Annotated in this window: 5 protein-coding genes; 1 reads left to right on the top strand and 4 read right to left on the bottom strand. The window is 46.2% G+C overall.

The window, feature by feature from the left end; all coding sequences use genetic code 11:
• Positions 1-21: 21 nt before the first annotated feature.
• Positions 22-1,116 carry a YdcF family protein gene (locus tag BZG77_RS14365; RefSeq protein WP_077647732.1) on the top strand — a complete coding sequence of 365 codons (1,095 nt, stop codon included), beginning with the start codon at positions 22-24 and terminating at the stop codon, positions 1,114-1,116.
• 201 nt (positions 1,117-1,317) lie between these two features.
• On the opposite strand, the gene BZG77_RS14360 is transcribed toward BZG77_RS14365, so the two are convergent.
• The 4 genes from BZG77_RS14360 to BZG77_RS14350 form a co-directional block, all read right to left on the bottom strand.
• Positions 1,318-1,542, bottom strand: a complete 225-nt coding sequence (locus BZG77_RS14360) for a hypothetical protein (RefSeq protein WP_077647731.1) — start codon at positions 1,540-1,542, stop codon at positions 1,318-1,320.
• Positions 1,543-1,935: 393 nt separating this feature from the next.
• Positions 1,936-2,112 (bottom strand): hypothetical protein, encoded by a 177-nt coding sequence (locus tag BZG77_RS14765; RefSeq protein WP_443216245.1) that lies wholly within the window; start codon positions 2,110-2,112, stop codon positions 1,936-1,938.
• A 132-nt stretch (positions 2,113-2,244) separates the two neighbouring features.
• Positions 2,245-3,120: a UTP--glucose-1-phosphate uridylyltransferase GalU gene (galU, locus tag BZG77_RS14355; RefSeq protein WP_077647730.1), complete on the bottom strand. Its 876-nt coding sequence runs from the start codon at positions 3,118-3,120 to the stop codon at positions 2,245-2,247.
• A 132-nt stretch (positions 3,121-3,252) separates the two neighbouring features.
• Positions 3,253-5,409 carry a polysaccharide biosynthesis tyrosine autokinase gene (locus tag BZG77_RS14350; protein WP_077647729.1) on the bottom strand — a complete coding sequence of 719 codons (2,157 nt, stop codon included), beginning with the start codon at positions 5,407-5,409 and terminating at the stop codon, positions 3,253-3,255.
• Positions 5,410-5,416 lie beyond the last annotated feature (7 nt).

Genomic DNA, 5,416 nt, shown 5'->3' with positions numbered 1-5,416 from the left:
GCCGTAGTTAGGAGTAGTACCATGAATAAAAAAATGATTGCTGTCGCGTTGAGTGGGCTTATTGCACTCTCTGCTTCATCCGGTTCATTGGCTGCCAATGAGCCAACAGTGCAATCTAATGTCGACTACAGCCAATTTATTAGTAAGCGACAAGTCGTGGATCAGTTGCTTGAGGATGCTCTAACAGCCTTTAAATCACCGTCTCGTATATCTCATGCAGGCTTTACTGCCAAAATGCCAAGTAATATGGAAATAGTCACAAATAGGCTACTCGAGGCATACGAACTTGAGCCATATCGGACTGATTTGTTGATTTCAGCAGCTAATGCTCAAATCTATAATAAAAACGTCGAGCGGGCGATAGMATTGTTCGAACAAGGGCTAACAGTGGCACCCGATGATGTGGACATTCATTCTTATCTTGCGGTATGGCAGAGATTTGAGGGGAACGAAACGGCWTCGAATAATCACATGAAAGCTATTGCTGATCTAAGTTCAGCTAGGCATGACGACCTAAAACGCATTTTCAGTACGATTGATCGCATTGTGGCTACACCATTAAAAGATAAATCTGATAAGCATTACGATGGTAATACAGCAATCGTTACATTGGGTTAYGCACTAAACCCAGATGGTACGATGCATGAAATTTTAATAAAGCGTCTCGAARCGACATTAGAGATGGCTAACAAGTATCAAGATTCAGTCATCGTTTTAACTGGTGGTGTACCGAAAAACCATCAAACTGAAGGTCGCCTCATGGCRAATTGGCTAGTTGAGCRTGGGATTGAACAGGAMAGAATTATTGAAGAAAACTATGCAACAAGCACAGTCGATAATGCATTGTATAGTCGMTATGCACTCGCACGACACAATATAGACCACGCTACYATTATAAGCTCTGCRAGCCACGTWCGAAGAGGGCAAACCCTATTTGAAGTGGCAAGTTGGAAAACTGGCCCCCAAGGAATCACTTTTGATACCGTTGCCTATCCTGATAAACCGCTAGATCAATTGCAAAAGGCTAGTACCAATGAGCTTCTCGGCATATATAGAGATGCGCTCCGTACTTACGGCATGTGGAGTTATCGTTCAAAACCACTCATAGCGCGGTAGACGCAATATCGCCCGTTTTTTCTAAGGTATCAGTAACTGATCAGCAATGCCGCTTGCCATTAGGTAGGCGGCATTTAAGTGATAAAAACAAACATCAATTAGCTATGCTTTTAAATACTATACGTGCCCCAGAGACACCATCAAGCCTAAAGTGCCTGTCCCGATAGAGAAATACGGATAGAGCCCCTAAGGCCCACTATGCTAGGAGCTCGGCCCTTTAGAGTTTTCTTCCGCCTTTTCGTCATTCTCCGGCTGATCACTCAAACCCGGTACCGCCTGGCAAAATGTGCACTCTTCATTATCCACCGAGGCACCGCCTGCCTCCACATAACGAATCCGATGACTGCCTTTGTCCCGATTGGCAGATACGGCAAAGCGCCGTTGCTCACGCTCAGGTATCGTCTTTTCTGTGTCATGTTCGGCCATAATTGGTCTCCTTAAAATACCGGGAACCGCTTCGTTAAAATCGAGCGTAGGTCGGCATAAGCCCCAGCACAATGCCAATAATTATTACAATGTATACCGCGCGTAGTGCAACTAACGCCATCCGACATTAAAGCCAAATATTACCCCCGCTCGTGACAGACACCCAGGCGGCATAGTGCATTGTTGTTAAAATAATACAGGGATTTGTGTGATGGACGCCAATGCGATCACAGAGCTAAAGTGCCTGTCCTCATAAAGAATAAAGTGCCTGTCCCCATAAACCGATCGAGCCTAAAGTGCCTGTCCTCATAAAGAAAAGTGCCTGTCCTGGTAAAAAAGATAAAAAAAGGGCGCCATTGTGGCGCCACGGAAGTTGATAGGCAGAGATCGACGTTATGCGGGGACAGGCGTCTCTTGCTTTTGCTCGGCACTTTTAGTTGGATTGCCAAGGTAAACATGCTGATACGCATAATTTGTGGCTTCAATGTAGCCTTCAACCGAACCACAGTCGAATCGCTCACCTTCAAATTCATAGGCTAATACGCAGCCACGTTGGGCTTGTTCAAGCAACGCATCCGTGATTTGNATAACCGAACGAGCCTAAAGTGCCTGTCCTCATAAAGAAAAGTGCCTGTCCTGGTAAAAAAGATAAAAAAAGGGCGCCATTGTGGCGCCACGGAAGTTGATAGGCAGAGATCGACGTTATGCGGGGACAGGCGTCTCTTGCTTTTGCTCGGCACTTTTAGTTGGATTGCCAAGGTAAACATGCTGATACGCATAATTTGTGGCTTCAATGTAGCCTTCAACCGAACCACAGTCGAATCGCTCACCTTCAAATTCATAGGCTAATACGCAGCCACGTTGGGCTTGTTCAAGCAACGCATCCGTGATTTGGATCTCACCACCTTTGCCTGGCTGCGTATTCTCCAAAATATCAAAAATATCGGGCGTGAGAATATAACGGCCAATGATCGCCATATTGCTTGGTGCATCTTCCGGGGCGGGTTTTTCAACCATATTGTCCACACGGAATAATCCAGACTCCAATTGACAACCACTGATCACACCATATTTATGGGTTTCTTCTTCCGGTACACGTTGCACAGCGACAATGGAGCAGCGATAGTGGTTATAGAGATCAACCATTTGTTTTAACACAGTGTCGCCGCTCAAATTCAAGCAGAGGTCATCAGCAAGCACGACGGCAAAAGGGTTATCACCAATGAGTTGCTTACCGGTTAAAATGGCATGCCCCAACCCCTTCATTTCATTCTGGCGAATATAAGTAAATGACGCCGCATTGATCAAAGATCGCACTTCAGTCAGCAAGGCTTCTTTTTTGGTCCCGCTAATTTGATGCTCAAGCTCATAGTTTTTATCAAAATGATCCATCAAGGCATGCTTACCCCGACCCGTCACAATACCCATATGTTTYACACCAGCTTGAATSGCTTCATCCACGCCGTACTCAATCAATGGTTTATTAACAATGGGCATCATTTCTTTTGGCATKGATTTCGTCGCGGGCAAAAAACGGGTGCCATAGCCGGCGGCAGGGAATAMGCAGTGCTTAATCATGATCTCTCCTAGCATTCTAACGTTGTTTTTTTATATAAAGATGAATAGCTGACGATGTGTAAAAAAGGGCAACGTGTTCTCACATTGCCCTTTATGTCTTTACTTAGCGCTTCGAGTTATCCCGCAACGCCACTATTGATAGCTGTAATTATAGTAACCATAGTTACCGCCATACGTGCTTGAGGCTTTACGCACCACGCCATTGAGGACAAAGCCTTTCACATTGACGCCGGCTTGTTCAAACCGTTGTTTAGTGACCTCGATTTCTTTCACAGGGTTTTCACCAAAGCGGCCTACTAGCAAGGTTGTGCCCGCGTGTGCCCCCACAATRGCGGCATCRGTTACGGCTAAAATAGGTGGCGTATCAATAATAACAATGTCGTATTGTTCGCTTGCCCACTCCAGTAACGCTTTAAACCGCGGATGCATTAATAATTCAGAGGGATTCGGCGGCACCTGGCCACGCGTTAATACATCTAAATTCTCCAACACCTGATGATGAATCACCGCCTCACGCTCAGATTTCCCTGCCAAGCAATCAGAGAGGCCCTGATCCGCTTTCAAACTAAATTGGTGRTGCAARAAGCCCTTTCGCATATCTGAATCGATGACTAGCACTCGCTGGCCACTTTTTGCCAATACGCCAGCCATATTCGCAGACACAAACGACTTACCAATGCCAGGGCTGGGTCCTGAGAACATCAATACATTGTTGGCGGACTCCATCATCGCAAAGTGCAAACTAGTACGCAGTCCACGAAGCGCTTCAATTGACAGATCCGCTGGATTAACCGACGCCAATAAACTCTCACTKGCTGTTCGGATCTCTTTCTTCTGGCGTTTTTTCTCAATATCTTGCTGCATCGATGAAAGCGGCACACTGGCATAYACAGGTAAACCGATCGCCTCGACATCATCTGGGTTTTCAATGCCACGGTTAAATGCCGCCTTCAATAGCACAACACCAACCCCGATCATGCCGCCAAGTAGCGTTGCGATCACYGCGATCAACGGCTTTTTCGGCTTAACAGGCGACTCATAGGTTTGCGCATCRTCGATGATACGCACGTTACCCACGGTACTGGCTTTCATAATATTCAGCTCTTGGACCTTGTTCAAAAGCTGCACATAAATCGCCTGATTCACCTCAACATCGCGTCTTAAGCGCAACACTTCGCGCTGTGTTTTGGGCAGTTTTTGCGTTTGTGCTTCAACACGCTTTTTCTCACCGAGCAAGGTTTTTCGTTTATCTAGCAACGAAAGATAGGCMGGGTGCTCTTTAGTAAAYTTCTGCGCCAATTCACTTTCTTTAAACGTCAGCTCGTTAAGCTGTTTTTCAACCGAGAGCATAGTATCGAGCGAGGCTTTCGCTTCCATCGATAAATCAACCGAATCGTTTTCTTGGCGAAATTTATTCAGCTTATTCTCCGCCGTGGTCAACTCTGCTTTCACGCCCGGCAAATGCCCTTGTAAAAACGCCAAGCTCTTTTCTGCTTCAGCGGCATCACGTTTCACRTTCTGCATAAAGTAGTTTTGGGCAATGTCGCTCAGCACCTTCTCGATACGGGCTTTGTCCTCACCTTGGTAAGAAAGCGACAGAATACCGGTTTGCTTGCCGCGCTCACTGACCGAGAGTCYATCTTGCATCGCTCTAATCGCACGTAAGCGGCTGATTTTTGACAACGTAAACGTGTCGCCTTTGTCCGCCTTGAGGTCAGCAACAAAAAGATGAAAACCATCATCCATAGCCGCTTTGCCTACTTGGCCTTGAAGCACACGCACATCGTCACTGTTAAACAGCGAATACTGTCCATCGGCATCCACGTTCAAACGAAACGGCTGGCTGTTATAGCCTTCTGGGATCTCAAAACGGCTAATCGCAATACTGTTTTGGTTACCGGTTAAACGCGCCAAACCTTTCCCAACCATAGGAAAATAATTCGGCTTAGCCACTGTGGTTAAGTTATATTTATCCACGGTTTTGCCTAACACCATCCGTGAGCGGATCAGCTCTATTTCAGTGCTAGCCGAGCTCTCACTGGCAAACAGATCACTCGCCCCCTCGCCAAGTAACGAAGACATTCCGCCCTCTTTTTGCTCAACTTGGATAAGTGCATCCGCGTTATAAATCGGTGTTGCTAATAACGCAAAGGCAACACCCATGGCAGCAAATAACGCTGTAAAACCAATAATCCACCACTTGCCATCAACTAAATGGCCAAGCAGTTTACTCAGATCAATCTCGTCATCGTTACTCACCGATGACGTACTATGTGTTTGTTGGGTCATTATTCTA

The sequence above is a fragment of the Salinivibrio sp. IB643 genome (assembly GCF_001996105.1).
GTDB lineage: Bacteria > Pseudomonadota > Gammaproteobacteria > Enterobacterales > Vibrionaceae > Salinivibrio > Salinivibrio costicola.
The sequence above is the reverse complement of the archived record's forward strand: the minus strand, read 5'-3'. Positions and strand labels throughout refer to the sequence as shown.

Excerpts from the sequence above, each read along its gene's own strand:
- BZG77_RS14360 (WP_077647731.1), bottom strand. The coding sequence starts at position 1,542 with ATGGCCGAACATGACACAGAAAAGACGATACCTGAGCGTGAGCAACGG.